This window comes from Skermanella mucosa, assembly GCF_016765655.2.
GTDB classification, from domain to species: Bacteria; Pseudomonadota; Alphaproteobacteria; order Azospirillales; family Azospirillaceae; genus Skermanella; species Skermanella mucosa.
Window position 1 is genome coordinate 6,093,847 of the sequence record NZ_CP086106.1, and the last position, 23,273, is coordinate 6,117,119.

At 68.2% G+C, this 23,273-nt stretch carries 29 protein-coding genes and 1 tRNA gene; 15 read left to right on the top strand and 15 right to left on the bottom strand.

Going from position 1 to position 23,273, the window contains the following annotated elements:
- Positions 1-5: 5 nt before the first annotated feature.
- The 3 genes from JL100_RS28215 to JL100_RS28225 form a co-directional block, all read right to left on the bottom strand.
- Complete coding sequence (locus JL100_RS28215; protein WP_202684454.1) at positions 6-629, bottom strand: hypothetical protein; 624 nt, start codon at positions 627-629, stop codon at positions 6-8.
- A gap of 97 nt (positions 630-726) precedes the next feature.
- Positions 727-1,182, bottom strand: coding sequence for a thermonuclease family protein (locus JL100_RS28220; protein WP_228420949.1), 456 nt, complete (start codon positions 1,180-1,182; stop codon positions 727-729).
- Between the two features lie 171 nt (positions 1,183-1,353).
- On the bottom strand, positions 1,354-1,566 hold the full coding sequence (locus JL100_RS28225; protein ID WP_202684455.1) for a succinate dehydrogenase assembly factor 4: 213 nt from the start codon (positions 1,564-1,566) through the stop codon (positions 1,354-1,356).
- Positions 1,567-1,686: 120 nt separating this feature from the next.
- Between JL100_RS28225 and htpX the strand changes: the two genes are divergently transcribed.
- Complete coding sequence (gene htpX, locus JL100_RS28230; RefSeq protein WP_202684456.1) at positions 1,687-2,541, top strand: zinc metalloprotease HtpX; 855 nt, start codon at positions 1,687-1,689, stop codon at positions 2,539-2,541.
- Positions 2,542-2,664: 123 nt separating this feature from the next.
- On the opposite strand, the gene JL100_RS28235 is transcribed toward htpX, so the two are convergent.
- Positions 2,665-3,066 carry a GFA family protein gene (locus tag JL100_RS28235; protein WP_202684457.1) on the bottom strand — a complete coding sequence of 134 codons (402 nt, stop codon included), beginning with the start codon at positions 3,064-3,066 and terminating at the stop codon, positions 2,665-2,667.
- 207 nt (positions 3,067-3,273) lie between these two features.
- Between JL100_RS28235 and JL100_RS28240 the strand changes: the two genes are divergently transcribed.
- The 3 genes from JL100_RS28240 (at position 3,274) to JL100_RS28250 (ending at position 5,453) form a co-directional block, all read left to right on the top strand.
- Positions 3,274-4,449 (top strand): pyridoxal phosphate-dependent aminotransferase, encoded by a 1,176-nt coding sequence (locus JL100_RS28240; RefSeq protein ID WP_202684458.1) that lies wholly within the window; start codon positions 3,274-3,276, stop codon positions 4,447-4,449.
- Between the two features lie 173 nt (positions 4,450-4,622).
- Positions 4,623-4,841 (top strand): DUF1127 domain-containing protein, encoded by a 219-nt coding sequence (locus JL100_RS28245; RefSeq protein ID WP_228420950.1) that lies wholly within the window; start codon positions 4,623-4,625, stop codon positions 4,839-4,841.
- Positions 4,842-4,931: 90 nt separating this feature from the next.
- A complete protein-coding gene (locus JL100_RS28250; protein WP_202684459.1) occupies positions 4,932-5,453 on the top strand; it encodes a DinB family protein in 522 nt (173 codons plus the stop codon).
- Here JL100_RS28250 and JL100_RS28255 read toward each other — a convergent pair.
- From JL100_RS28255 to JL100_RS28275, 5 genes are all read right to left on the bottom strand, one after another.
- On the bottom strand, positions 5,434-5,838 hold the full coding sequence (locus JL100_RS28255; RefSeq protein WP_202684460.1) for a gamma-butyrobetaine hydroxylase-like domain-containing protein: 405 nt from the start codon (positions 5,836-5,838) through the stop codon (positions 5,434-5,436). The genes JL100_RS28250 and JL100_RS28255 overlap by 20 nt on opposite strands.
- Positions 5,838-6,101, bottom strand: a complete 264-nt coding sequence (locus JL100_RS28260) for a Trm112 family protein (RefSeq protein WP_228420951.1) — start codon at positions 6,099-6,101, stop codon at positions 5,838-5,840. Before JL100_RS28260 ends, JL100_RS28255 begins: the two co-directional genes overlap by 1 nt.
- 54 nt (positions 6,102-6,155) lie before the next feature.
- Positions 6,156-6,821 carry an LON peptidase substrate-binding domain-containing protein gene (locus JL100_RS28265; protein ID WP_202684461.1) on the bottom strand — a complete coding sequence of 222 codons (666 nt, stop codon included), beginning with the start codon at positions 6,819-6,821 and terminating at the stop codon, positions 6,156-6,158.
- Positions 6,818-7,750 carry a thioredoxin gene (gene trxA / locus JL100_RS28270; RefSeq protein WP_323378341.1) on the bottom strand — a complete coding sequence of 311 codons (933 nt, stop codon included), beginning with the start codon at positions 7,748-7,750 and terminating at the stop codon, positions 6,818-6,820. Before trxA ends, JL100_RS28265 begins: the two co-directional genes overlap by 4 nt.
- An 81-nt stretch (positions 7,751-7,831) precedes the next feature.
- Positions 7,832-8,383: a prolyl-tRNA synthetase associated domain-containing protein gene (locus JL100_RS28275; protein ID WP_202684462.1), complete on the bottom strand. Its 552-nt coding sequence runs from the start codon at positions 8,381-8,383 to the stop codon at positions 7,832-7,834.
- Positions 8,384-8,547: 164 nt separating this feature from the next.
- On the opposite strand from JL100_RS28275, the gene JL100_RS28280 reads away from it, so the two are divergent.
- Positions 8,548-8,622: transfer RNA gene (locus JL100_RS28280), tRNA-Gly, on the top strand.
- Between the two features lie 207 nt (positions 8,623-8,829).
- Here the strand turns inward: JL100_RS28280 and JL100_RS28285 are convergent.
- Together JL100_RS28285 and JL100_RS28290 are read right to left on the bottom strand one after the other, a co-directional pair.
- A complete protein-coding gene (locus JL100_RS28285; RefSeq protein WP_202684463.1) occupies positions 8,830-10,239 on the bottom strand; it encodes an MFS transporter in 1,410 nt (469 codons plus the stop codon).
- A gap of 145 nt (positions 10,240-10,384) precedes the next feature.
- Positions 10,385-10,783, bottom strand: a complete 399-nt coding sequence (locus tag JL100_RS28290; RefSeq protein WP_202684464.1) for a hypothetical protein — start codon at positions 10,781-10,783, stop codon at positions 10,385-10,387.
- A gap of 283 nt (positions 10,784-11,066) precedes the next feature.
- On the opposite strand from JL100_RS28290, the gene JL100_RS28295 reads away from it, so the two are divergent.
- Positions 11,067-11,720 carry a HupE/UreJ family protein gene (locus tag JL100_RS28295; protein WP_228420952.1) on the top strand — a complete coding sequence of 218 codons (654 nt, stop codon included), beginning with the start codon at positions 11,067-11,069 and terminating at the stop codon, positions 11,718-11,720.
- Positions 11,721-11,734: 14 nt separating this feature from the next.
- A complete protein-coding gene (locus JL100_RS28300; protein ID WP_202684466.1) occupies positions 11,735-12,466 on the top strand; it encodes a transmembrane anchor protein in 732 nt (243 codons plus the stop codon).
- A gap of 49 nt (positions 12,467-12,515) precedes the next feature.
- Here the strand turns inward: JL100_RS28300 and JL100_RS28305 are convergent, their stop codons facing one another.
- Complete coding sequence (locus JL100_RS28305; protein WP_202684467.1) at positions 12,516-12,863, bottom strand: hypothetical protein; 348 nt, start codon at positions 12,861-12,863, stop codon at positions 12,516-12,518.
- Here JL100_RS28305 and JL100_RS28310 point away from each other — a divergent pair.
- Together JL100_RS28310 and JL100_RS28315 are read left to right on the top strand one after the other, a co-directional pair.
- Positions 12,856-13,158, top strand: a complete 303-nt coding sequence (locus JL100_RS28310; RefSeq protein ID WP_202684468.1) for a helix-turn-helix transcriptional regulator — start codon at positions 12,856-12,858, stop codon at positions 13,156-13,158. The genes JL100_RS28305 and JL100_RS28310 overlap by 8 nt on opposite strands.
- Complete coding sequence (locus tag JL100_RS28315; RefSeq protein WP_202684469.1) at positions 13,155-13,574, top strand: HipA domain-containing protein; 420 nt, start codon at positions 13,155-13,157, stop codon at positions 13,572-13,574. The genes JL100_RS28310 and JL100_RS28315 overlap by 4 nt, the downstream gene beginning before the upstream one ends.
- A gap of 119 nt (positions 13,575-13,693) precedes the next feature.
- On the opposite strand, the gene JL100_RS28320 is transcribed toward JL100_RS28315, so the two are convergent.
- From JL100_RS28320 to JL100_RS28335, 3 genes are all read right to left on the bottom strand, one after another.
- Positions 13,694-13,891 carry a DUF2283 domain-containing protein gene (locus JL100_RS28320; RefSeq protein WP_202684470.1) on the bottom strand — a complete coding sequence of 66 codons (198 nt, stop codon included), beginning with the start codon at positions 13,889-13,891 and terminating at the stop codon, positions 13,694-13,696.
- A 100-nt stretch (positions 13,892-13,991) separates the two neighbouring features.
- On the bottom strand, positions 13,992-14,345 hold the full coding sequence (locus tag JL100_RS28325) for an XRE family transcriptional regulator (protein ID WP_228420953.1): 354 nt from the start codon (positions 14,343-14,345) through the stop codon (positions 13,992-13,994).
- A 239-nt stretch (positions 14,346-14,584) separates the two neighbouring features.
- Positions 14,585-17,602 (bottom strand): hypothetical protein, encoded by a 3,018-nt coding sequence (locus tag JL100_RS28335; RefSeq protein WP_202684472.1) that lies wholly within the window; start codon positions 17,600-17,602, stop codon positions 14,585-14,587.
- Positions 17,603-18,025: 423 nt separating this feature from the next.
- Here JL100_RS28335 and ccmD point away from each other — a divergent pair, with 423 nt between their 5' ends.
- Genes ccmD through ccmI form a run of 6 tightly spaced genes read left to right on the top strand, consistent with a single transcriptional unit; the run spans position 18,026 to position 23,233 of the window.
- Complete coding sequence (gene ccmD / locus JL100_RS28340) at positions 18,026-18,280, top strand: heme exporter protein CcmD (protein ID WP_202684473.1); 255 nt, start codon at positions 18,026-18,028, stop codon at positions 18,278-18,280.
- Positions 18,277-18,777, top strand: coding sequence for a cytochrome c maturation protein CcmE (ccmE, locus tag JL100_RS28345; protein ID WP_202684474.1), 501 nt, complete (start codon positions 18,277-18,279; stop codon positions 18,775-18,777). The genes ccmD and ccmE overlap by 4 nt, the downstream gene beginning before the upstream one ends.
- A 4-nt stretch (positions 18,778-18,781) precedes the next feature.
- Positions 18,782-20,770, top strand: coding sequence for a heme lyase CcmF/NrfE family subunit (locus JL100_RS28350; RefSeq protein ID WP_202684475.1), 1,989 nt, complete (start codon positions 18,782-18,784; stop codon positions 20,768-20,770).
- A 24-nt stretch (positions 20,771-20,794) separates the two neighbouring features.
- The gene (locus JL100_RS28355; RefSeq protein ID WP_202684476.1) at positions 20,795-21,325 is read left to right on the top strand and encodes a DsbE family thiol:disulfide interchange protein; all 531 of its coding nucleotides are present in this window, start codon (positions 20,795-20,797) and stop codon (positions 21,323-21,325) included.
- Positions 21,322-21,807, top strand: coding sequence for a cytochrome c-type biogenesis protein (locus tag JL100_RS28360; RefSeq protein WP_202684477.1), 486 nt, complete (start codon positions 21,322-21,324; stop codon positions 21,805-21,807). Before JL100_RS28355 ends, JL100_RS28360 begins: the two co-directional genes overlap by 4 nt.
- 4 nt (positions 21,808-21,811) lie before the next feature.
- Complete coding sequence (gene ccmI, locus JL100_RS28365; RefSeq protein WP_202684478.1) at positions 21,812-23,233, top strand: c-type cytochrome biogenesis protein CcmI; 1,422 nt, start codon at positions 21,812-21,814, stop codon at positions 23,231-23,233.
- Positions 23,234-23,273: the final 40 nt, after the last annotated feature.

Consider the following 23,273-nt stretch of genomic DNA (forward strand, 5'->3'; position numbering starts at 1 on the left):
GGACCCTACTCTATCGGCCGGACCATGGTCCCCGGCGGCTGGGCGCTGATGGTGCCGGGCAGGGTGCCGAACCCGTCGGGGAAGAGCTGCTTGGCGATGTCGCTGACCAGGAAGCGGAAGCCGGCCTGGCCCGGCGACACGCTGCCCACCATGCGGTCGGTGGCGGTGTTCAGCGGCTCGCCGCCGTCGCAGAAGGCCGCGGTGATCCGCGTCGCCGCCATCAGGTCGGTCTGCTCCGGCGGGGGCGCCGCCTCCACGTCGTTGGTCCTGGTGCAGAGCGCCGGCGCCTCCATCATCTCCTCGCCGTGGAACGCGATGACCATGCGATAGTCCTTGTCGCGGTCGAAGCCGACGCTGGACGTGAAGTTGGTCTGCGGGTTCATTAGCGTGCCCGGCAAGGCTTCCAGGACCTTGCGGCTGAACTCGTCCGGGGACGATCCCTTCATGACGCCGATGACGATGACGTCGAAACCGCTTTCCGGCGGCGCCGGGGCGGTAACCGGATCCTGCTGGGTCGGGGCTTGGCCGCCGGCCTGCGGTACGGTCTGCGCCATGGCGCCGGTCGCCCCGAACGCGATCATGGCACAGGTCAGTCCGGCCGCGGCGGCACGGAAACAGGGCGTGCGCATGGTTTTCTCCTCGCTGTCGAGACGTCGGCCGATCGATGCCGCACGTCTCGTACAAACGAAGGATTTGCGCGGAAGTTCCGTGCCCGCCGAGTCCGTCCTAGGGCAATTGTGCGACAGAACACCAGGTCTGGCGGGCCTTGCCGCCGTAGGGGCGGGCCAGGCCGGCCGCGATCAGTTGCTCGCCGACGTCGCGGCCGGACCGGGTGAGCACGCGGGCGCGGACCCGTCCGCCATACTTGTCATGCTGGATGTCGTGGAGCGTCACGCCGGGCTCGGCCAGCAGCGTCTCGGTTAATTGTCGGGCCTGCTCGGCCATGTCCTTCTCGCGCTGGCACTTGCCGCGCTTCTCCGGCGTGTCGATGCCGTCGATCCGGACGCGGGTGACGACTTCCTGGTCCAGCCAGACCAGAACCCGGACTTCCAGCGTATCGCCGTCGATCACCTGCGTGACCAGGCCGGCCACCGGCCCCGACAGCCGTTCCGCCGCCCGGGCGGGCGCCAGGGCCGCGAGGAGGGAAAGCAGCAGGGCGGAAACGAGGAGGTGCGGGCGCACGGGAGCTGATCCAAGGGAACGGCGGACGGAAATCGCCCGCCTATCGGAAGGATACTCGAAGGCTAGGAACTACTCAAGTTGATTAGGTCCTATTTCCTACCTACGACCGTATGTCATATGCATTCCGAAGTATGCGCGGACTCTCACCCTACATGGGGACGTGAGTCCCTCTCAGAAATCCGTGCAGCGTCCCTTGCTTTCCCAATCTCCGTACCGGGTCGGTTCCGGTCCCCGCGGACCGCCGATCTCCCCGGGCTTCTGCACCGGCGCGCCGGGCTTCGGCGCCGCGGCGTCGTTTTCGGGAACGGGCTTCGCCGCGGCGGCCGGCTGGACGGCCACGGCGGGATCTGCCGGCTTGCCGGCTTCTGTGTCGATCTGGCTCATGGGATGGATATGGCCCCGCCAGCCCCGGACGCCAAGACTTGAACCCCCCGGGGCAGGCCGCACATATCGGAGGTCCATCCCGACCCTCCCGGGGGCCGGGACCGCGCAGAGGTGACCTTCATGACGAGCTATTTCCGCACCGCGATCCTGCTGGCCGGCATGACCGCCCTGTTCCTGGCCATCGGCTATCTGATCGGCGGCCAGGGCGGCATGCTGATGGCGCTGCTGTTCGCGGTCGGCACCAACCTCTTCGCCTACTGGAACTCGGACAAGATGGTGTTGAGGATGTACGGCGCGCGGGAGGTGGACGCCCGCTCCGCCCCGCAGTTTTACGGCATGGTCCAGCAGCTCTCCCAGCGCGCCGGCCTGCCGATGCCCAAGGTCTACATCATCGAGAACGACCAGCCCAACGCCTTCGCGACCGGCCGGAACCCGGAGAACGCCGCGGTCGCCGCCACCAGCGGCCTGCTCCGCCGGCTGAACCACGAGGAGGTCGCCGGCGTCATGGCCCACGAGCTGGCCCACGTGAAGAACCGCGACACCCTGATCATGACCGTGACCGCGACCATCGCGGGCGCCGTGTCGATGCTGGCCAACTTCGCGTTCTTCTTCGGCGGCAACAACCGCAACAACCCGCTGGGGATGGTCGGCACCCTGCTGATGGTCTTCCTGGCGCCGGTCGCCGCGATGATCGTGCAGACCGCGATCAGCCGGACCCGCGAGTACGAGGCCGACCGGATCGGCGCGGAGATCTGCGGCCGGCCGCTATGGCTGGCGAACGCCCTGGTCAGCATCCAGGAGAGCGCCGCCCGGATCGACAATGTCCAGGCCGAGAACAATCCGGCGACCGCCCATATGTTCATCATCAACCCGCTGCATTCGCGGTCGGTGGACGGGTTGTTCCGCACCCACCCCGCCACCGAGGAACGGGTGCGCCGCCTGCGCCTGATGGCCGGCCCCGGACGCGGGCTCTAAGGTCTTTTTGGGCCACAGATTCACGCAGATCGACACAGATGGGCTTCGGCATTCCGTCGGCATGACGGGCCGCGAAAACTCATCTGCGTCCATCTGCGTGCATCCGTGGCCAAGTCATGGAAATCAATTGTCGCCCGGGTAGCTGTCGGCGCCGGGGATGTTGTCCAGCCACTTGATCCGGTGGGCGGTCCAGATCTCGTATTTCGGCGGCGGGAAGTCGGACGGGTCGTCGAACCCGCCCAGGGAGACGGAGACATAGTCGGCGCCGTCGCGCCGCCAGAACAGGGCCGAGCCGCAGCGGGGGCAGAACTCGCGCGTCGCGAAGTCGGACGCCCGATACGCGCCGACCTCCCCCCGGATCATCTCGAACCGGTCGAGCGGGAAGCTGGCGAAGGCCGGCATCGGCGCGCCGGTCTGTTTCTGGCACTGGGTGCAGTAGCAGATATTGGTGTCGTTGGGGGCGCCGGTCGCCCGGTAGCGGACGGCGCCGCACAGGCACCCACCCTCGTGGATGGCATCGGTCATGGCTGGTTTCCTCCCGTGGCCGGTTACCGGATCATGGCCGGAGCGTCGCGCATGCCCGCCCCCGCTTCAACCAAGGCTTTCTCATGCCTTCATGAGAGGAATTCATGCCGCGGTCAGCTATACAAATGGAAAGCTTCGCGGTATGACGGTTGCAGCGTCAACCGATTTCGGCGTATTCCCCCTCTTCCCACCAGGGTTGCCCGTCCCATGACCACCGGCCCCGACATCCGTCCCGCGATCACGGCCCTGCCCAACAGCCTCATCGGCGTCGTCGCCAATTACGGCCGGGGCCGCGACGGCTTGATACCGCTGTGGTTCGGCGAGGGTGACGTGCCGACGCCGGGCTTCGTCATGGACGCGGCGTACCAGGCGATGCGCGACGGCCATGTCTTCTACACCTGGCAGCGCGGCCTGCCGGAGCTGCGGGACGCCCTGTCGGCCTACCACCGGCGGACCTACGGCGCCGATGTCGCGACCGACCGGATCACCGTGACCGGCTCGGGCATGTCGGCCATCGCCCTGTCGATGCAGAGCCTGATCGACGCGGGCGACGAGGTCGTCGTGGTCTCCCCCGTGTGGCCCAACGTGTTCGCCAGCATCCGGATCATGGGCGGCGTGGTGCGGCAGGTGCCGCTGGCGCTGGAGAACGGGAAATGGACGCTGGACCTGGACCGGCTGTTCGATGCCTGCGGCCCGCGCACCCGGATGATCTTCGTCAATTCGCCCTGCAACCCGACCGGCTGGACCATCGGGACCGAGGACCAGCGGCGGATCATGGAATTCGCCCGCGGGCGCGGGCTGTGGGTCATGGCGGACGAGGTCTATTCCCGCCTGGTCTTCGACGGCGGCCTGGACGGCAGCGGCCGCGCGCCCTCCTTCCTCGACGTCTCGGAGCCGGATGACAAGCTGCTGGTCATCAACAGCTTCTCCAAGAACTGGGCGATGACGGGCTGGCGGCTGGGCTGGGTCGTCGCCCCGGCGGCGATGGGACCGGTCTACGAGAAGATGATCCAGTTCAACACCTCGGGCGTCGCCGGCTTCGTCCAGAAGGCGGGCTTGGCGGCCCTGGAACAGGGCGAGCCGTTCCTGGAGGAGATGGTCGAGCGCTGCCGGACCGGCCGCGACATCGTCTGCTCCGCCCTGGAGACCCTGCCGCGGGTTCGGGTCGAGCGGCCCGACGCGGCCTTCTACGCCTTCTTCTCGGTCGAGGGTGCCGGCGACAGCCTTGAGCTGGCGAAGCGCATCGTGGACGAGGCGCTGGTCGGGCTGGCGCCGGGTGCCGCCTTCGGCGACGGCGGCGAGGGCTACCTGCGGCTCTGCTTCGCCAGCTCGCCGGAATGCCTTGCCCAGGCGATGGAGCGCCTCGTCCCGATCCTGCGATGATCCGAGCGTTAACCATGATTTGGTTAATCGCTGATTAACCAGCCATGGCATGGCCTCATGCCAACCATGTGGAAGCCGCACTTCTCGCAAGTGCAGCATGCCACCATATTCCAGTCCACGAACAACGGCGGCCGGTGATCCTAGCCGGCCTTATTCTATCGAGGACTCATATCATGGCACTGGCAGTTCGCACGTCCGGTTACGCCGGTCGACGTTCGGCCGACTCTTCCGCTGACTTCATGCAGCGGTTGACCGACACCCTGAAGACTTGGAAGTACCGCATCGTCAGCCGTCGTGAACTGATGGACCTGGATGCCCACATGCTGCGCGACATCGGCCTGACCGACTTGGAAGCGCAGGCCGAAGCCTCCAAGCCGTTCTGGCGCGCCTGACGCCAAGCCGCGCCGCATGGCCGATCGGATCGAGCCGCGCTCGTCAGTATCGAGTATACTGGGCGCGGCTTTTCGATTCCGGGCACCGCCATGACGCCAGAACATTTCCGCACCTTCGCCCGCTACAACGCCTGGGCCAACGCACGCCTCTATGCCGCCTGCGCGGCGCTTCCCGACGCCGAGTTCCGCAAGCCGCGGCAGGCCTTCTTCGGCTCCATCCTGGGTACGCTCAACCATGTGCTGGTGGCGGATCGGGCCTGGCTCGGCCGTCTCGAAGGCGTCCCGTCCGGCATCACCGGCCTGGATCAGATCCTCTACGGTGATCTGGCCGAACTCACCGCCGCCCGGACCGCCGAGGACGCGCGGATCACGGCCCTGGTGGATCGCCATGACGCCGGAGACCTGGGCCGCGACCTGGTCTACCGGACCCTGGCGGGAACCGAGCAGCGCACGCCGGTGGTCTGGGTGCTGTCCCACCTGTTCAACCATCAGACCCACCATCGGGGCCAAGCCCACGGCCTGCTGTCCCAGACCGCCGTGGCCCCGCCCCCGCTCGACCTGATCTATTTCCTGCGCGAGCGGGAAGCGGACGTCACCGGGGATCGCGCTTGAGCCCGCGCTTCTCCAGTTCCCGGAGATAATCGGCCCACAGCTCCTCCTGGTGCTCTCCCAGCTCGTACAGGTACTTCCAGGAGAAGATGCCGCTGTCGTGCATGTCGTCGAACTGGATCCGGATCGCGTAGTTGCCGACCGGCTCCAGCCCCATGATGCCGACATGCCGGCGGCCGGAGACGATCTGCTTCTGGCTGGGGGCGTGGCCCTGGACCTCCGCCGACGGGCTCTCGACCCGCAGCAGTTCGGCCGGCAGGGAAAAGCGGCGTCCGTCGTCGAACGCGATCTCCAGCCGCTTCTCGGCCTTCTTCAGCCGCACTTCCACCGGCCAGTGCTGCGTGCCGAAGGGATCGGTGGCGAAGGATTCACCGGAAGCGGGCGCCATCAGTGGCCCGCCGTCTTGGAGGAATGGCCGCCGGCCGGATGGGAATGGGTGGGATGCGCGGTGTCGGCATCCAGCGTCCGGGCCTCGTCCACCAGCATGATGGGAATGCCGTCGCGGATCGGATAGGCCAGCCCCGCCCGGTCGCTGATCAGCTCCTGCGCCGCCGCGTCATAGCGGAGCGGCCCCTTGGTCAGCGGGCAGACCAGGATCTCCAGAAGCTTGGGATCGACCTTCGCCGCCGACCCCGTTTTGGTATCGCTCACGTGTTCGTCCCCTCGATGCGGCCCGGCAGCCGATATGTCACGTCCGTTACCGGGTCAGTGCCGGGCCATGGTATCGCCGTCCCGCTTGTCCAGGACAGCCATTTCGATGATGGCGATCATCATGCCGGCCCGTTCGGACAGCGTGCCGCATTCCAGCAGGGCCTGCTTCTCCGACGGCTCGAACGGGCAGATCATCGCGAGCGACGTCACCAGCCGTTCGTCCGGCGTCGATTCGATGGCGTCCCAGTTGGCCGAGATGCCCTGGATCTTGAAATAAGTGCGCAACCCCTCGACCAGCCGCGCCCTGTCGAACAGGGCGTGACCCGGCTCCGCCAGGTCGCCGGCGAATCGCTCCCACGAGGCCGTGACGCGGCGGTATCCGCGCGTGATCGGCAGCTCGCGCACGATCTCGAACCGGCAGACGCCGGTCAGCGTGATCAGGTAGCGACCGTCGTCGGTCTCGCTGAAGCTGGTGATCCGGCCGGCGCAGCCGATCGGATAGACCGGCTGGGCGCTGGCGCGGCTCAGGGGATCCGACGGCTGGATAATGCCGATCATCCGGTTGCCGGACAGCGCATCGTCGGTCATCGCCAGGTAGCGGGGCTCGAAGATGTTCAGCGGCAACTTGCCCCGGGGCAGGAGCAGCACCCCGGCGAGCGGAAAAATCGAAACGATTTCCGGCAGTTGGTCGAAAGATGGGTCGAACGGGTTTGGGCTCATGAAAATAAGATAGATGACAACTTCCGTCTTGCCATGACGGTCAGCTTGTCAGTCGGCCCGAAAGCCTCGAAAAATTTCACGAGCTGCTTGCGAGCCTGCTGATCGTTCCATTCCCGGTCACGGCGCACGATCTCCAGCAGCTCCTCCACCGCGGCGTCGCGCTTGTTGCCGGCGTAAAGCGCCATGGCGAGGTCGAAGCGGGTCTGGTGGTCGTCGGGATCGCGGGCGACCCGGTCCATCAGCTCCGGGACGGGGCCGGCGGCGGCGCTCTGCTCGGCCAAGTCCAGCGCGCTGCGGACGGCGGCAAGCTCGGGCGCCTTGGCCAGCTCGGGCGGCGCGCCGTCCAGCATCTCGCGGGCACGGGCTAAATCCTGGGCCGTCATGAGGCAGCGCACCAGCCCGGCATAGGCGGCGGCGTTGGTCGGCTCGACCCCCAGGATCTGGCTGTAGATCTCGCTGGCGGTGGCGGCATCCCCCGCTTCCAGCGCCTCGGCGGCGGCGTCGAGCGCTTCCTGGAGCCCGCCGTCGTCGGCGCCGCCGGCCAGCTTGGCCAGCCGGTCGACGAACTGCTTGATCTGCGATTCCTGCTGGGCGCCGACGAACCCGTCCACAGGGCGGCCCTGGAAGAAGGCGTAGACCGCCGGGATCGACTGGATGCGCAGCTGGCCCGCGACCTGCGGGTTCTCGTCGATGTTGATCTTGACCATCTTCACGGCGCCCTTGGCGGCCTTGACGGTCTTCTCCAGCAGGGGTCCGAGCTGCTTGCAGGGGCCGCACCAGGGCGCCCAGAAATCGACGATCACCGGCACCGTGCGCGAGGCCTCGATGACGTCCGCCATGAAGGCGCGGTCGCTGGTGTCCTTGATCAGGTCGGCGGCCGGCTTGGGCCCGCCACCCGGCGCGCCGGGCATATTGAACATGGTCTGCATGGAGGCGTCCTGTTGCTGGAAAGCTGGCTGGTCCGGAATCCGTGTATCGGATGGCTGCGTGTTTAGATGAGCCTTGCCGGATTATCCAGCAAGGTCGGCGACCACGGCCTCGTGGCCGGTGGAGGAGAGGAACTTGAGCAGGTCGGCCGAGCGGATCGCCGTCGTCCGGCCGTTGTCGAGCGGATGGTAGTTCAGCAGGTCGTGCGCCATCATCGCCTTTTCCAGCACCACGGTGACGCGGTGCCCGGTATCGTTGATCACGGCGAAGGGCGTCACCGACCCGGGCCGGACCCCCAGCACCTCCCGCAGAAGGTCGCCGTTGCCGAACGACAGGCGGGCCGAGCCGATCCGCTTGTCCAGGGTCTTCAGGTCCACCGCGCTGTCCTCCAGGGCGACGACCAGCCACAGGCGGCCCTTCTTGTCCTTCAGGAACAGGTTCTTGCAATGGCCGCCCGGCAGCGTCCCGCGCAGCGCCTGCGCCTCCTCCACCGTGAAGACCGGCGGATGGGAATGGGTGGTGGTCTCGATGCCCAGGCCATCCAGGTACGAGATGAGCTGTTCCGGCGACGTCGGCAGCGTGTCGCTATTGGAGCCGGTGTCGGGACCGTTGTCGGTGTCGGCGTGGTCGGGCATGGCGGAAACCTCGGTGTTCCGGCGGAATGTGGCGCCGCTGTTATAGCCGCTTCCGGCGGGGGCGCAAACCGGCGAGGAGGAATCGAAAAAAGGCCCTTGCAAAGGGGTCGGACTTCCGTATTATCCGCGCTCACCGCTGGTCACCACCCGGACCAGCCGCCGATGCGGGCGTAGCTCAGGGGTAGAGCACAACCTTGCCAAGGTTGGGGTCGAGGGTTCGAATCCCTTCGCCCGCTCCAGTTTCAAAAGATGAGTCGGATTTCGCGAGCGTCCCTTTCGGGGCGCTTTTCGCGTTCCGGGCAGGTCGTTGCCGCTGCCGTCCCCAAAAGCCGTCATCGAGCGGAAATCGGAAGTCCTTACCGTCCGCCACCTGCGCATCCCCTGCCCGGCAGGTTTCGCGATCCTTCGATGAAGGTCCCGCGGTTGGTCGGGCCAAGCTATGGGTTTCAGCCGCCCCTCGGCCATTCGGAATGATGCCGGTCGATGACAAGGGCGTGCGTATGGCGGATCGGCCCATGCCGATGGGGGTGGGCGTGCGGCTCCGGCCCCTCCCAGCCTTCATGTCCGTGCTGGTGATGCTCGTCATGGACGTGGAGATGCTCGTGCCCCAGCGGCCCATGCACATGCTCGACCTCGACCGGGTCGCCGGTCGGCCAAAGGCGGGCCGCGAGGGCCACGGAGGTCGCGGCCAAGGTGCCCAGGACCGCGAAGGCGGCGGCGAGGCCCGCCCCGCTCCCCAGCCACCCGGCCAGGGGATACGCCACCAGCCAGCAGGCGTGGCTCAGGGCGAACTGCGCCGCGAAGACCGCCGGGCGGTCCTCGGAATGCGCCGAACGCCGGAGCAGCCGGCCGGAAGGGGTCAGCACGGCCGAGTTCGCGGCACCCAGCACGAACCAAACCGGCAGCAGCGACGGCAAGGCCGCCGGTAAATGGGCGGGCAGACCGCCGCCGCCCAATATGGCGGCCATGACCAGGGTTCCGACGGCGAGCAGCCAGCCACCCGCGAGCATGACGCGGCGGGTGGACAGGCGCTCGAGCAGGCGCGGCAGGAGGAACGCCACCGCCATCGACCCGGCCCCGTAGGCGGCCAGGACGGCGGCGACATCGGAGTCCGTGCCGCCCAGCGTACCCCTGACGAGGACCACCGTGTTGACGATGACCATGGCCCCGGCGGCCGCGACCGCGCCGTTGAGCGCCAGGAGACCAAGCAGGCGGGGAGTCTTCAGGTAGATCCTGATCCCGCGCGTGATCCGGTCATGGATGCCGCCGCGGTGGTCCACCGCCTTGGGGTCGGGCAGTCTCGCGGTGACCACCATCAGGGCCGAGCCCATGAACCCGATCATGGTGCCCGCGAACAGGTCATGGTAGCTGACGACGGCCAGCAATGCCGCCGCGAGGGCCGGGCTGGCGAGGCTCTCCAGATCGTAGGCAAGTCGGGCCAGGGACAGGGCCTTGGTGTATTCCGTCTCGTCCGGCAGCACGTCCGGGATGGTCGCCTGGAAGGTCGGCGTGAACGCGGCCGAAGCGGACTGGAGGACGAAGACCAGCAGGTAGACCTGCCAAGGCTCCGTCACGAACGGCAGGCACAGCGCGACGGCCGCCCGGACCAGGTCCGTGGCGACCAGGAAGGCGCGCCGGGGCAGCCGGTCGGCGAAGGCGCCGACGACCGGCGCGATCCCGACATAGGCGACCATTTTGATCGCGAGCGCGGTGCCCAGGACGGCCCCGGCGTCGGCTCCGGCGAGATCGTAGGCGAGCAGGCCGAGGGCGACGGTCAGCAGGCCGGTCCCGGCCAAGGCGACGACCTGAGCGCCGAACAGGTGCCGGTAGGTGCGGTTGGAGAGGGGGGAAAGCATGACAGCCTCCGGGATGTCAGCGGAGCCGGGCGCCGGACAGCCGGATGGCGCCGGGACGGCTCAGAGATGTTTCGTGATCTCCTTGAACTCCTGGATCAACGCCCTGGACTCTTAACCGATCCTCAACCCTTGGCCGCTATTCACTTTACGGCCACACGGCCACACCGCCGTTGAAAGCTCCAGATCCCCGGATTGACCAGGCGATACCACGGGCCGGTGCCGCTGGACGGGATCGCTCGTTTTCCAGCATAATCCGGTCACCGTGTCCAGGCTTCCACCGAAAACGGTCCGCATGTCGTTGGCCTGCCTCATGAACGGTTTTCGCCTTGTCATCGCCGCCGCGGTGATGGCGGGGATTTTTTCGTTCGGGAACCACGGCCTCTCGTCCCACGGCCCTGGCGCGTTCCTGGCCGCCGCGGCGGACTTGGACGCTGGTGAAGGTCACACCCATGACCACGATGAAGGTCATGGCCATGACCATGATCTGGACGAGGATTCCCAGCCCGGGCATGTCCACGGGCACAATCCGCTCGACCATTCCCATGTGACGATGAGCCCTGCGACGGCGGTTGCGGAGCTCGCCGGCGCGAGGGATACCGCATGGCACGACGGGCCACCGCGGGAGTCCCGCGGTGCTCCGCCCTACTTCCTGGAACGTCCTCCCCGCTCCGGTCCCGTCGTGTGACCACGCCGTCGCCCCGGGGGCGCGGCCTTCCACAACACGGAAACCGGAAACGATGATGAACGGACCTTCACCAGGGGGGTGGTCGCGCCCTCCGTGCGCGCGGCCGTGGACCGCTCTCCTCGGCCTCGCCGCGGTTCTCCCGATGCTCGCATTCACCAGCCTCGATGCGCAAGCCCATGCCGTGACGCAGGGCGACAAGGGCTACATCCAGGAGATCACCGGCATCCACCTGCTGCCATTCGTCTATCTCGGCGCCAAGCACATGGTGACCGGGTACGACCACCTCCTGTTCCTGTTCGGGGTGATCTTCTTCCTCTACCGCCCCAGGCATATCGGCATCTACGTCAGCCTGTTCGCGCTGGGCCACTCGACGACGATGCTGCTCGGAGTGCTCTTCGACACGAATGTCAGCGGCTACCTGATCGACGCGATCATCGGCCTCTCGGTCGTCTACAAGGCGCTCGACAATCTCGGCGCCTACCAGCGCTGGTTCGGGTTCCAGCCCGACACCAAGGCGGCGACGCTCGTTTTCGGCCTGTTCCACGGTCTCGGGCTCGCGACCAAGATCCGCGAGTACGAGGTGTCGCCGGACGGCTTGGTCCCTAACCTGCTCGCCTTCAACGTCGGCGTCGAGATCGGGCAGCTGCTCGCGCTCGCCGCCATCCTGATCGTCATGGGCTATTGGCGCCGCACCGCAAGCTTCTGGCGCCACGCCTACACAGCCAACGTCGCGATGATGTCCGCCGGGTTCGTGCTGATCGGGTATCAGCTGACCGGCTGGGCCGTCGCCTCCTGACAAGGACCAGAGCCATGTACAACGCGAACATTCCTTCCCCAGCCGAACTCCCGACCTCCGGACAGCTGCTCCGGTCCACGGCGATCGCCGCGGCGGCGGCGGCCGTGCTGCTCGTCACGGTCGTCCTTCCGGCCGAATACGGCATAGACCCCACCGGCGTCGGCAAGGTGCTCGGCCTGACCGAAATGGGCGAGATCAAGGCATCCCTCGCCGAGGAGGCTGCGGAGGACGCGCGGGCCGCACGGGAACTCCCGGTCCCGGCGATACCCGCGCCGGAGCGGCGTTCAGACGCATCCGGCTCCCCGGCTTCGTCCCTGGTTTCAAGGGTGGCGGGCCTCGTCGTGTCGACCGCCGCGGCGGCACCGCCCGTTCCGGCGATTCCCGGCGAAGCGGGACTCGCCGCGACCGCCGTCGCCCAGACGGCCAAATCCGAACAGACATCTGTCACGCTCCGTCCCGGCGAGGCCGCCGAGGTCAAGGTAAGGATGCGCCAGGGGGCCAGGACCGACTATTCCTGGAAAGCCGAAGGGGGAGTGGTCAATCACGATACGCACGGCGAACCTTTCGATGCGCCCGATAAAACGCTCAGCTACAGAAAAGGGCGCGGGGTGGAGAGTGACCAGGGCACGCTTTTGGCAGCCTTCGATGGCAACCATGGCTGGTTCTGGCGTAATCGCGGAGACAAGGAAGTGACGGTGACGCTGAATGTAAACGGCGAATACACCGACCTGAAGCGCATGAAGTAGAAGCTCCTGGCGGCGTGGAGTTTCTCCGCGCCGCACTTTCTTGTCATACTTATCGCTGTCGAAAGCTGAAGCCATGGCTGGCGCGGGAGCGGGCCGCGTTCTCGTCGAGGGCATCGGCCACCACCATCGAAGAGCCGACGGTTCCGGCGCTGCCATAAGCCCGTCGAACAGCGTCGGCGAGCAGGACGGCGCCCAGACCCTGCCCTTGGCGTTCCCTTGCAATGGCCGGGCGACCGATCAGCATCGCGCTCGCGGGCGGATAGCGGGGAACGTGCTTGAGCGCCTCGTCCGGGACCTCCCCTTGAGAGATCGCCCCTGGAACAGACCTGTCGCCGATCGGCGACTTGCCTACTATGACGCCGTTCGTTGACATCCACCGAAAATCACCGATGTTCATTCGCACCGTTACCGATATCGGACTGGTCATCCGGGAGCGGCGCCGGAGCCTTGGTCTGGACCAGGGGGAACTTGCCGGCCAAGCCGGTGTCAGCCGCCAGTGGATCGTGGAGATCGAGAAAGGCAAGCCGCGCGCCGAGGTCGGCCTCGTCCTCCGGACGTTGAGTGCGCTGGGACTCGGCCTCTCCGTCGATGCCGCCGACGAGCTCGGCGGGACCGAGGCGCTGCGGGCCGATGCCATCCCTTCGATCGATATCGACGGGCTCCTCGACGATCTCGCGGCGAACCGGTCGTGACCAATTGGCTGATCGCCGGCACGGATGCCCATGCCAAGAACTATTCGCTGCTGATCGGCGCAGCCGGGCGCGGCCGTCTGGCTCCACTCTACGACATCGCCAGCGCGCTGCCTTACGGCAACCTCGACCCCCAGCGCCTGAAGCTCGCGATGAAGATCGGCGGCGAATACCGACTCCGCGACGCCGGTGTGCGTCAATGGCGGAAATCGGCCTTGGAACTCGGCCTTGATCCGGACAGGGTCCTGGCCAGTGTCGCCGAACTCGCCGGGATGATAAGCGGGCATATGGCGGAGGTTCGCCTGCGCGCGCAGGAGGACGGCCTGGATCACCCCCTCACCGGGCTGCTGGCGGACGCGATCACGGCAAGGGCACGCCATTGCGCCGGCATGCTCGCGGAACCGGCAAATCGGGGCTGATGAGAGTTCCCCGACGAAGTGACCACTGGAGCAGTGCCCGATCAGGTTGATCCGGCCGAGAGAGCCGGCCCAACGCTTGGAGCCAAATGTCTCGGTCGGAACACTGGTCGGATACTGCTTTAGACAGCGACCTTGAATTCCACGGAAGACACGCCCTCGGCGTTCTTCGATGCGTCGAGGATCTCCAACGCCACGAGGGCGCCTGTTCCGTCGTAGTCGAGGATTATGCCCGGCTTGTCCTCGTCGCTCTCAACCACCACGGCGTCACGAAGCACGACCGACAGGATGTCGGCCGCCGGATCGTACGTGATCTTCATGAGCCGCCTCCATACTTCGCCAGCTTTCCGGTACGGAACGCCGCAGTCACGACGGCCGACATTCCTAAAGCGACAGGTGATCGGTCATCAAGACAAAATCTTAAGCCGGACGGGCGTTGCGCTCTACCGTCTTGTCCATTTCCGCCTCCGATGTTTCCCCGAGAACTTCTCCAAAACCCCGCAGACGAACCGCCGGATAGTCGGGCAGCTTCACGATCAGCTCCAGCTCGCCGCCGACCGCCTCCACATAACTGCGGAGGGTCGAAAGATACATGTCGGCCTGCTTCTCGATCTTCGACACGGATGGCTGCTTGATGTTCAGGGTGGCCGCGATGTCGGCCTGCGCCTTCCCGGCGATCTGGCGCAACTCGCGCAGGCATTCCACATCCCGCTTCAGTTCCCGGTACTTCGCCTCGATGCGTTCCTGCCGCTCGGACGGAAGTTCGGCGATCACTTGGTCAATGCTCCGGCCCATCTGATCCGATCTTCCTCGCAGCTCTCAATGATTCCAAATGGGCGGAAAATCGGTGGTCCGCCTTGTCGATGAATTTCCTGTAGAAGCGCTTACCGCTCCCGCCGGATTTGTCGCCGACGACCAGAAGAACCGCCTTCCTTTCCGGATCGAAAGCGAAAGGGGCTCCCCGCGGATCGCGGGAAGCCCCTCCTTGATTGATCGAAAGCAGCCGTCCCCCGTCACTTCCCGGCCTGGGCCGCCGCAGCCACCGGCACCGCGCCGCTATCCACCATCTTCAGCTTCCAGTCCTGTGCCTCGGTGCCGTCCAGGTTCAGGTGGCCGGCCAGGAACAGCAGGCGGTCGGTGTCGGCGCCCTTGGCGGTGCAGAAGCGGTCCTGGAGGTAGTAGGGCGGCGTCGCCTGATAGTAGAGCGTCGCCTTGACCGAGGCGGCCGTCCCCTTCAGGTCCGCCAGCGGTACGGCATAGACCAGCGTGTCGCCGCCGCCGTCGCGGTAGTCGGGATCGTCGCCGACCGCCGTGGGAGTCACGTCCTCGGCAAGGTCAGGGCCGGCGCCCAACGCCTTGGCGATGGCGCGCCGCTGGTCGAGCCCCAGGAAACCGTGGGGCAGGATGCGGTTGTCCTTCACGTCGGCGCAGATCGACAGGAAGCTGGTGGTGAAGTCGCCGGTCGGTTTCACGTCGTGGCCGCAGACGGGGGCCTGCCCCGCCGGCAGGTCGGTGGGGGGAGCCGTCACCAGCTCCTGGTAGATCTGTGCCTGGTCCTGGCGGCTGACCACTTGGTAGTGCGGCTGGTGCGGCAGGCTGCCGGCGTTGGCCCGGCCGGAGCAGTCGTCGTTCCACCACAGCTCGCCGGCGACCGGCTTGCCCGCCTCGTCCACGATGACGCCGGCGCCGTTGGTCCGGCCCGAGGCCCACAGCACGTTGCCGTTGGCGTCGAGCACGTCGAACTCGATGAAGGCGCGGCGGAAACCGACGCCCGACGGCAGCTTGTGGCCGGTCCTGCTGGTGACCGCGACGGTCGCCCGGAGGTTGCCGCCGTCCGTCTCCACCCCCGTCACCGCGATCGCGGCGGTGCCGCCGGAGGCCTGGTCGAGCATCGCCTGCTCGGTCCGAAGCAGCGGATCGACGCCCTTGGACACCAGCATGGGGTCCTGGGTGCGGATGCCCAGGATGTCGGGGAACTGCTGGGCCATCTTGGTGAAGAAGACGTTCAGCCCGACCAGCGTGTGCTGGGCGAATCCATCGCGCACGGGCAGGTCGATGTCCTCGGGTCCCAGGTTGTTCTCGGCCTGGGGGAAGTTGGAATATTCCTGGATGCTCGCGATCTTGCTGCGGTACGGCTTGCCGTTCTCGTCCTTGCTCGGCATGTGGCAGTCCTGGCAGCTCGCGGGCGTGGCCCCCGGCCCGCCGGGCAGCTTGCCGTCCACGCCCTCCCCGGTCCGGTAGGCGCTGAAGGCCCATTCCGGATATGTGGTCTGCTCGTAGACGTGGGTCAGCACCTTGCCCTTGTCGAGCACCGGCAGATGGACCGTGTGGCAGGTGCCGCAGGTCTCGGAATTGGTGATCGCGGCGTGGTATTCCGGCCGGTTGCCCAGGGCCTGCTCCATCGGCTTGACCTTGGGGTCCTTGAAGGGGCCGAAGATCGTGTCCGGCCGCCCGACCAGGAAGCTGCCGGTGAAGGTCCGGGCGAAGCCGGTATTGTCCGGGTTCAGGAAAGCCTGCCGCTCGGCGATGCAGGCGTTCTGCGGCGCGTCCTTGAACTGCGCCGTCGCCTCCGCGCCCAGCGCCATGCGGTGGCAGGCGGTGCAGGAGACGCCGTCGCGCGCCAGCGCGCCGTACGGCGCGTGCCCGGCGGTCGGGTTGCCGGCGGGGAACGGCACGGCGTTGGCGAAAGACCGCAGGAAGTCCTGGCACTTGCCGGTCTCGGCGAACTTGTCCACCGTGAACTGCCGCTGGCCCAGGATGCCGTGGCAGCCCAGGCAGGTGTTCTCCACCAGGTCGGCGCTCTCGGGATGGAAGGTCTGGGTCTCGCTGGCGAGCTGGGCGAAGAAGATCGGGTCGCGGCCCGCCAGCCCCATGGGCGAGGTCCACCATGTGGCATAGGGCGACAGGTTCAGCAGCTTGGCGCCGTGGGGGTTCGGGCGGGTCATGTCGAACTGCAGGCCGGTGCTGCCGGCGTCGTGGCAGCCCATGCACTGGTCGGAGGTGATGAACTCGCTGGCGGCGCCGGGACCGCCGGCCTTGACCCAGACGCTGTCATAGGTCTGGGACGGCATCTTGGACACCGTCTCCCAGGTCGGCTTGGGAAGGCCTGCAACCTTCAGGCCGCTGGCGATGTCGGCATCGTAGCCGTACTGCGGCTGGCCCAGCCGCGCCGCGTCGTCGGTCGGCAGGCTGACCAGCCGGTGGTGGATCTCGGGCGCCGGGGCCTCGAAGAAATGCTGGCTGAGGAAGACCAGCGGCTCGCCCGGCTGGCCCAGCATGTTCTTCAGGCTGGCGAAGGTGTAGCCGTCCTTGGCCGAAGCGTGGCAGTTCAGGCAGTACTGGCCGAAGCCCATGTTGGCCAGCGGGTTGGTCGGCCCGGGCGGCCAGTCCGGCGCCCAGCCGCTCCAGCCGAACCAGCCCCAGAACCAGCCGTCGTGGGACGCCTGGGCGTCGCGCACCATGATGGCGGCGCCGCTGGTCGGCAGGAGGTTGAGCGGGTCGACGCCGTCGCAGGCCGCGGCCGGCGCCGGGAACATCTCCTTGACCATGATGGCGCCGTCGGGGACCGGCGCCGGGTCCGCCGGGGCGGCGGCCTCGTCGGACGGCCGGTTGACCTTCAGCCACTCCACCATCTCGGGCGAGTACCAGATCACCACCGGCGCATGGGTGCCGGCATAGGTCCCGACCCATTTGCCGTCCTGGAGGCTGGCGGTATAGGGGCCGGTGTCGCGCACCCGCTTGTCCCGCACCCACCCGGCCGCCGTATCCCGGTGGCAGAAATTGCGCAGGTAGTCCCCCAGCTTCGTCTCGTACTGGTCGAGCGGCAGGGCGCCCGGCTTGCGCACCGCCTCGGCCAGCGAGGCGCACAGGGCGCCGTCGGTCGGCACCAGCGGGGTCGGCCGGGCCGCCGTGCAGGCGGGCGCCGCGAGGGCCGGCCCCGCCGCGAGCAGGCCGCACAGGACCAGCGCGGGGGCGCCGGACAGGCGCGAGAGGACGGGGGCCAGGAGACGGGACAGGAAGGCTTGGGACATCCGCGGTTTCCCTTCGGAAGGACAGCCCGGTGCGGTTGAGCGGCGACCGGTTCTTTCTCCAGGGTATTAAACCTTCGTGGTTAAGTCTATCGGTCAGAGCCGGCGGCGGCTCCGGCACCGCGCGATTGTCACAGGCGCCGCTCCCCCGCTTGTCTGCCGCCCTGCCCGCTGTCATAGTGCCGGATGGTCCCGGAAGGCGGCGAAGATCCGCTTCGCCCTGCGTCATGGCGTCGCGACCCTGTGTCAGTCCGGACAATTCGGACCAAATGGGCTCGGACCAGATGGGCAATGGACCGGCAAGACGGATTTGCCTTTCAATCGGCGCATTCTGGTGAGATGACGGCTTGGTGGGAGAACGGGTAAGCATGAAGGCGGTCAAGGGTGCCCTGGAGAGCGCCCGGCGAGGGATCAACTGGCGGGATCATGGCTGAGTTCTTTTCGATGGGCGGCTATGCCGCCTATGTCTGGCCGGCCTACGGGGTCGCGGCCGTCTTCCTCGTGGGCATGCTGGTCGCCAGCCTGCGCGGCCTCCGCCGCCACGAGGCGCTGCTGAAGACCCTGGAGACGAGCCGCCCGCGGCGGCGCAACCGCCGCGACGGCGCGCCCGCCCCCGCGGCTCCCGCCCCATCGGCCGCCACGCCGTCAGGACTGCCCGCCGCGGAAGGACACGAGGGATGACCCGCAAGAAACGCCGCCTCTACATGCTGGGCCTGGCCCTGCTCGGGCTGGGCACCGCGACCGCGCTGGCGCTGACCGCGTTCGAGGACAACCTGGTCTTCTTCTACAGCCCGTCCGACCTGGCGGCCCAGCAGGTCGGCGACCGCAGCTTCCGCCTGGGCGGGCTGGTCGAGGAGAACAGCGTCAAGCGCCTGCCCGACGGCCTGACCATGGAATTCCGGGTCACCGACACCGCCCGGTCCGTCCCCGTCACCTATGCCGGCATCGTGCCCGACCTGTTCCGCGAGGGGCAGGGCGTCGTCGCCGAGGGGCGGCTGCGTCCCGACGGCGTCTTCGTGGCGCGCGAGGTGCTGGCCAAGCACGACGAGAACTACATGCCGCCCGAGGTGGCCGACGCCCTGACCCGCGCCGGCGCCCCCCAGCACGCGACCAAGTCGCTGGAAGCCCCCGTGCCGGCATCCGCGACCGGTCCCCTGACTCCCGCCGCCAAGGAGTAGCGCCGTGATCCCCGAACTCGGCCATTACGCCCTGGTCCTGGCGCTGTTCCTGGCGCTTGTCCAGGCGACCTTGCCGCTGGTCGGCGCCGCGCGCGGCGACACCGCCTGGATGGACGTGGCGAAGCCGGCCGCGATCGGCCAGTTCGCCATGATCCTGGTCAGCTTCCTGGCGCTGACCTACGCCTACGTGGTGTCCGACTTCAGCGTGCTGAACGTGGTCGAGAACAGCCACTCCATGAAGCCGATGCTCTACAAGGTGTCGGGCGTCTGGGGCAACCACGAGGGCTCGATGGTCCTGTGGGTGCTGATCCTGGCCCTGTTCGGCGGTGCCGTCGCCGTGTTCGGCCGCAACCTGCCGCCGACGCTGAAGGCGCGGGTGCTGTCGGTCCAGGCCATGATCGGCGTCGGGTTCCTGCTGTTCATCCTGGCGACCAGCAATCCCTTCATCCGGATCGATCCGGCGCCGCTCGACGGCAACGACCTCAATCCGCTGCTCCAGGACCCCGGCCTCGCCTTCCATCCGCCGTTCCTGTATTTCGGCTATGTCGGCTTCTCCATGGCCTTCTCCTTCGCCGTGGCCGCCCTGATCGAGGGCAGGGTCGATCCCGCCTGGGCGCGCTGGGTGCGGCCCTGGACGCTGGCCGCCTGGGCCGGCCTGACTCTCGGCATCGCGCTGGGGTCGTGGTGGGCCTATTACGAGCTGGGCTGGGGCGGCTGGTGGTTCTGGGACCCGGTCGAGAACGCCTCCTTCATGCCCTGGCTGGCCGGCACCGCGCTGCTGCACTCCGCCATCGTGGTGGAGAAGCGCGACGCGCTGAAGAGCTGGACCATCCTGCTCGCCATCCTGACCTTCGCCCTGTCGCTGATCGGCACCTTCCTGGTCCGGTCGGGCGTGCTGACCTCGGTCCACGCCTTCGCGGTCGATCCCGCCCGCGGTGTCTTCATCCTGGTGCTGCTGGTGATCGCCACGGCGGGGGCGCTGCTGCTCTACGCGATCCGCGCGCCGTCCATGAAGATGGGCGGGCTGTTCGCCCCGGTGAGCCGGGAAGGCTCGCTGGTGCTGAACAACCTGCTGCTGTCCACCGCGACCGCGACCGTGTTCCTGGGCACCCTCTACCCGCTGTTCCTGGACGCGATCGGCGCCGGCAAGGTCTCGGTCGGGCCGCCCTTCTTCAACTCCACGTTCATCCCGCTGATGGTGCCGCTGGTCGCCGTCATGTCGGTCGGGCCGCTGCTGGCGTGGAAGCGCGCCGACTTGGCCGGCGCGCTGGCCCGGCTGAAGTTTGCGGCCCTGCTGACCGTGATCTGCGTGCTGGGCGCCCTCTACGCCTACCAGGGCGGGCCGGTGCTGGCGCTGCTTGGCGTAGCGCTGGCGGCCTGGGCCTTCTTCGGCGCCATCGTCGAATTGGCCGACCGGATCAGGCTGTTCCGCGCGCCCCTCGGGGAAAGCTGGCGCCGCGCCAAGGGGCTGCCGCGGTCGAGCTGGGGCATGACCATCGCCCATGCCGGCATGGGCATCGCGATCGCCGGCATGACCGGGTCGGCGGCCTGGATGACCGAGCGCATCCAGCTGATGCGGCCGGGCGACACGGCGCAGATCGCCGGCTACGACATCCGGTTCGACGAGGTCCACCAGCAGCAGATCGCCAACTACATGGCCAAGTCGGCCACCTTCACGGTGATCCGCGACGGCGAGGTGATCGCGACGCTGCACCCGGAGGAGCGTTGGTTCCCGGTGGCCCGGATGTCGACCACCGAGGCCGCGATCCGGACCAACTGGGTGTCCGACCTCTATGTCGTGCTGGGGCAGGAGCAGGAAGGCACCGGCGGCTACGCCACCCGCCTGTACCATCACCCGCTGGTCCCGTGGATCTGGATCGGCTGCGTTGTCATGGTGGTGGGGGGCTGCGTCTCCCTCAGCGACCGACGCTTCCGGATCGGCGTGCCGGAACGCCGGCGGAACCGGCCGCCCGTGCCCCAACCTGCCGAATAGACCGCCCGCACAGGAAATCCAGAGATGCGCCGCCTGATCTATATCCTGCCGCTGGTCCTGTTCGTGGTCCTGGCCGGGTACTTCGCCGTAGGCCTGACCCGCGATCCCTCGGTCGTGCCGTCGGCCCTGATCGACAAGCCGGTGCCGGAGTTCGCCCTGCCGCCGCTCCTGAACGACGGCAAGGGCCTGGCGACCTCCGACCTGAAGGGCCAGGTCCAGCTGGTCAACGTGTTCGCCTCCTGGTGCGTGCCCTGCCGGGTCGAGCATCCCGTGCTGATGCGCCTCGCCCGCGAGCAGGGCGTCACCGTCAAGGCGATCAACTACAAGGATAAGCCGGAGGACGCGGTCCGCTGGCTGAACCAGGGCGGCAACCCCTATGCCGCCATCGGCGCCGACCAGGACGGCACGGTGTCCATCGACTGGGGCGTCTACGGCGTGCCGGAGACCTACGTGATCGATGCCGAGGGCCGCATCCGCTACAAGGTCGTGGGTCCCGTGATGCCTGACGAGGTCGAACGGACGATCCTGCCGCTGATCAGGGAGCTCCAGGGATGAGGGCGCACCTTCGGACCAGCCTCGCCGCCCTCCTCCTGTCCCTTTCCCTGGCCCTGCCCGCCCTGGCGGTCCAGCCCGACGAGGTCCTGAAGGACCCGGCGATGGAGGCCCGGGCGCGCGAGATCAGCAAGGAACTGCGCTGCCTGGTCTGCCAGAACCAGTCGATCGACGACAGCAACGCGCCGCTCGCCCGCGACCTGCGGGTGCTGGTCCGCCAGCGTCTGGTGGCGGGCGACGACAATTCCGGAGTCCTGGAATACGTCACCGCGCGCTACGGCGACTACGTGCTGCTCCGCCCGCCCTTCAAGGCCAGCACCTATGTGCTGTGGATCGGCCCGGCGGTCGTGCTGCTGCTGGGAGGGATCGGTGCGGCGCTGTTCCTGCGCGGCCGCCAGCGCGCCGTGGCCGGCGGCGAGACCGCCGCCCCGCTGACACCCGAGGAACGCCAGCGGCTGGACCGGCTGCTGCGCGAGGATACCTGATACCATGCTGTTCTGGATCGTCGCCGCCCTGATGACGGCGGCCGTGACCGCCCTGGTCCTCACCCCGCTGCTGCGCGCCCGGCAGTCGGCCGCCGGCCGCGCGCCCTACGACATGGAAGTCTACCGCGATCAGCTGGCGGAACTGGACCGGGACCTTTCCCGCGGCGTCATCGACGAGCGGCAGGCCCAGGCCGCCCGCACCGAGATCGGCCGCCGCATGCTGGCCGTCGCGGACGAGGGCGAGCGCGAAGCCGCCTCCGGCGCCGCGCCATCCGGCCGGGGCAGCCGCGCGATGGCGCTGGCGCTGTGCGCCCTGATCCCGCTGGGGGCGCTGGCCGTCTATATCCCGACCGGCCATCCCGACCTGCCGGCCCAGCCCTTCGCTTCCCGTGAAGCCCCGCCGAACGGCGGCCCGCCGGGCGAGGTGATGCAGGCCATCGCCAAGCTGGAGCAGCACCTGAAGGACGAGCCCGGCGACCTCCAGGGCTGGCTGCTGATCGCCCAGACCTATACCCGCATGGGCCGGTTCGAGGACAGCGCCGAGGCCTACCGGAACGCCGTCGGCGTCAGCCAGGGCAAGGACACCGGCATCCTGTCCTCCTACGCGGAAGCCATGACCGCGGCCAACCAGGGCGTGGTGCCCGAGGAGGCGGTCCGCACCTTCGACGCCGTGCTCCAGGCCGACCCGAAGGACGCCCGCGCCCGCTACTATCTGGCGCTCGCCCGCGCCCAGGCCGGCGACCTGCGCGGCGCGCTCGACCGCTGGGTCGCCCTGGCGGCGGAGAGCCCGGCCGACGCGCCTTGGCTCGCCACGGTGCGCCAGCGAATCACCGATACCGCCGGCCAGCTCGGCGTCGATGTCGCCACGGTGATGCCCCAGCCGCTGCCGCCCTCCCAGGCCCAGGCGGCGCCCGCCCCCCGGACCGCCCCCGGCCCGACGCGCGAGCAGATGGCCGACGCCGCGGACATGGCTCCTGAACAGCGCGACGCCATGATCCGGAGCATGGTGGACGGCCTCGCCAAGCGCCTGCAGGACAACCCTAACGACGCCGACGGCTGGCTCCGCCTGGGCCGCGCCTACAGGGTGCTGGGCGAGCGGGACAAGGCGACCGAGGCCCTGGCGTCCGGGGTAAAGGCCGCGCCGGGCCGGGTCGACCTGCTGACCGCCTATGCCGACGCCCTGATCGCCTCGGGCGGCGACCAGGACACCCCGCCCGCCCCCGCCGTGGCGGTGCTGCGCGACGTGCTGAAGATCCAGCCCGACAACCCGCAGGCGCTCTATTTCGTCGGCCTGGACGCCGCCCGCGCCGCCAACACCGCCGAGGCCTCCCAGCTCTGGGGCCGGCTGCTGACCCAGCTCCGGCCCGGCTCGCCGGAGCATGCCGAGGTCCAATCGCTCCTTGAGCGCCTGAAGCAGGGCGGCTGAGCCGCCTCGTGATCGTTCCCGACCTGCGATTCTCAAGAAG

Excerpts from the sequence above, each read along its gene's own strand:
- ccmE (WP_202684474.1), top strand. The coding sequence starts at position 18,277 with ATGACCCGCAAGAAACGCCGCCTCTACATGCTGGGCCTGGCCCTGCTC.
- ccmD (WP_202684473.1), top strand. The coding sequence starts at position 18,026 with ATGGCTGAGTTCTTTTCGATGGGCGGCTATGCCGCCTATGTCTGGCCG.
- JL100_RS28255 (WP_202684460.1), bottom strand. The coding sequence starts at position 5,838 with ATGGCGCCCGCTTCCGGTGAATCCTTCGCCACCGATCCCTTCGGCACG.
- JL100_RS28320 (WP_202684470.1), bottom strand. The coding sequence starts at position 13,891 with ATGAAGATCACGTACGATCCGGCGGCCGACATCCTGTCGGTCGTGCTT.
- JL100_RS28360 (WP_202684477.1), top strand. The coding sequence starts at position 21,322 with ATGAGGGCGCACCTTCGGACCAGCCTCGCCGCCCTCCTCCTGTCCCTT.
- JL100_RS28275 (WP_202684462.1), bottom strand. The coding sequence starts at position 8,383 with ATGCCCGACCACGCCGACACCGACAACGGTCCCGACACCGGCTCCAAT.
- JL100_RS28250 (WP_202684459.1), top strand. The coding sequence starts at position 4,932 with ATGACGCCAGAACATTTCCGCACCTTCGCCCGCTACAACGCCTGGGCC.
- ccmI (WP_202684478.1), top strand. The coding sequence starts at position 21,812 with ATGCTGTTCTGGATCGTCGCCGCCCTGATGACGGCGGCCGTGACCGCC.
- JL100_RS28290 (WP_202684464.1), bottom strand. The coding sequence starts at position 10,783 with ATGGGAATGGTCGAGCGGATTGTGCCCGTGGACATGCCCGGGCTGGGA.
- JL100_RS28305 (WP_202684467.1), bottom strand. The coding sequence starts at position 12,863 with ATGAACATCGGTGATTTTCGGTGGATGTCAACGAACGGCGTCATAGTA.
- JL100_RS28265 (WP_202684461.1), bottom strand. The coding sequence starts at position 6,821 with ATGAGCCCAAACCCGTTCGACCCATCTTTCGACCAACTGCCGGAAATC.
- JL100_RS28335 (WP_202684472.1), bottom strand. The coding sequence starts at position 17,602 with ATGTCCCAAGCCTTCCTGTCCCGTCTCCTGGCCCCCGTCCTCTCGCGC.
- JL100_RS28355 (WP_202684476.1), top strand. The coding sequence starts at position 20,795 with ATGCGCCGCCTGATCTATATCCTGCCGCTGGTCCTGTTCGTGGTCCTG.
- JL100_RS28225 (WP_202684455.1), bottom strand. The coding sequence starts at position 1,566 with ATGAGCCAGATCGACACAGAAGCCGGCAAGCCGGCAGATCCCGCCGTG.
- JL100_RS28285 (WP_202684463.1), bottom strand. The coding sequence starts at position 10,239 with ATGCTTTCCCCCCTCTCCAACCGCACCTACCGGCACCTGTTCGGCGCT.
- htpX (WP_202684456.1), top strand. The coding sequence starts at position 1,687 with ATGACGAGCTATTTCCGCACCGCGATCCTGCTGGCCGGCATGACCGCC.
- JL100_RS28295 (WP_228420952.1), top strand. The coding sequence starts at position 11,067 with ATGCTCGCATTCACCAGCCTCGATGCGCAAGCCCATGCCGTGACGCAG.
- JL100_RS28235 (WP_202684457.1), bottom strand. The coding sequence starts at position 3,066 with ATGACCGATGCCATCCACGAGGGTGGGTGCCTGTGCGGCGCCGTCCGC.
- JL100_RS28300 (WP_202684466.1), top strand. The coding sequence starts at position 11,735 with ATGTACAACGCGAACATTCCTTCCCCAGCCGAACTCCCGACCTCCGGA.
- JL100_RS28245 (WP_228420950.1), top strand. The coding sequence starts at position 4,623 with ATGGCACTGGCAGTTCGCACGTCCGGTTACGCCGGTCGACGTTCGGCC.
- JL100_RS28215 (WP_202684454.1), bottom strand. The coding sequence starts at position 629 with ATGCGCACGCCCTGTTTCCGTGCCGCCGCGGCCGGACTGACCTGTGCC.
- trxA (WP_323378341.1), bottom strand. The coding sequence starts at position 7,750 with ATGCAGACCATGTTCAATATGCCCGGCGCGCCGGGTGGCGGGCCCAAG.
- JL100_RS28240 (WP_202684458.1), top strand. The coding sequence starts at position 3,274 with ATGACCACCGGCCCCGACATCCGTCCCGCGATCACGGCCCTGCCCAAC.
- JL100_RS28310 (WP_202684468.1), top strand. The coding sequence starts at position 12,856 with ATGTTCATTCGCACCGTTACCGATATCGGACTGGTCATCCGGGAGCGG.